Source organism: Dietzia cinnamea NBRC 102147 (genome assembly GCF_001571065.1).
GTDB classification, from domain to species: Bacteria; Actinomycetota; Actinomycetes; order Mycobacteriales; family Mycobacteriaceae; genus Dietzia; species Dietzia cinnamea.
In genome coordinates, this window is the sequence record NZ_BCSW01000139.1 from 1 (window position 1) to 891 (window position 891).

The 891-nt window shown below is 55.2% G+C and carries 1 rRNA gene; it reads left to right on the forward strand.

Annotated elements, in window-relative coordinates:
• Positions 1 to 174: 174 nt before the first annotated feature.
• Positions 175 to 891, forward strand: a 16S ribosomal RNA gene (locus DCI01S_RS16495); the annotation flags it as partial.

Sequence of the window (891 nt, forward strand, 5' to 3'; positions counted from 1 at the left end):
TGGTGTGTGGGTGTTGTTTGAGAACTCAACAGTGTGTTTTGTTTGTGATAGTGCCAAATTTTTTGTTTGGTTGCGACCCTTTCACATCCCTGTCGTGGGGGTCGCGTTTTTTGGAACAGCCAGTTTTGGTTGTTCTGTTGCTTGGATTGTGCTTTTCTAAAGTGCTGAGAAGCTTTTATGGAGAGTTTGATCCTGGCTCAGGACGAACGCTGGCGGCGTGCTTAACACATGCAAGTCGAACGGTAAGGCCCTTCGGGGTACACGAGTGGCGAACGGGTGAGTAACACGTGGGTAATCTGCCCTGCACTTCGGGATAAGCCTGGGAAACTGGGTCTAATACCGGATATTCAGCTTCTGCCGCATGGTGGTGGTTGGAAAGTTTTTCGGTGCAGGATGAGCCCGCGGCCTATCAGCTTGTTGGTGGGGTAATGGCCTACCAAGGCGACGACGGGTAGCCGGCCTGAGAGGGTGATCGGCCACACTGGGACTGAGACACGGCCCAGACTCCTACGGGAGGCAGCAGTGGGGAATATTGCACAATGGGCGAAAGCCTGATGCAGCGACGCCGCGTGGGGGATGACGGTCTTCGGATTGTAAACCCCTTTCAGTAGGGACGAAGCGCAAGTGACGGTACCTGCAGAAGAAGCACCGGCCAACTACGTGCCAGCAGCCGCGGTAATACGTAGGGTGCGAGCGTTGTCCGGAATTACTGGGCGTAAAGAGCTCGTAGGCGGTTTGTCGCGTCGTCCGTGAAAACTCGGAGCTTAACTCCGAGCTTGCGGGCGATACGGGCAGACTTGAGTACTACAGGGGAGACTGGAATTCCTGGTGTAGCGGTGAAATGCGCAGATATCAGGAGGAACACCGGTGGCGAAGGCGGGTCTCTGGGTA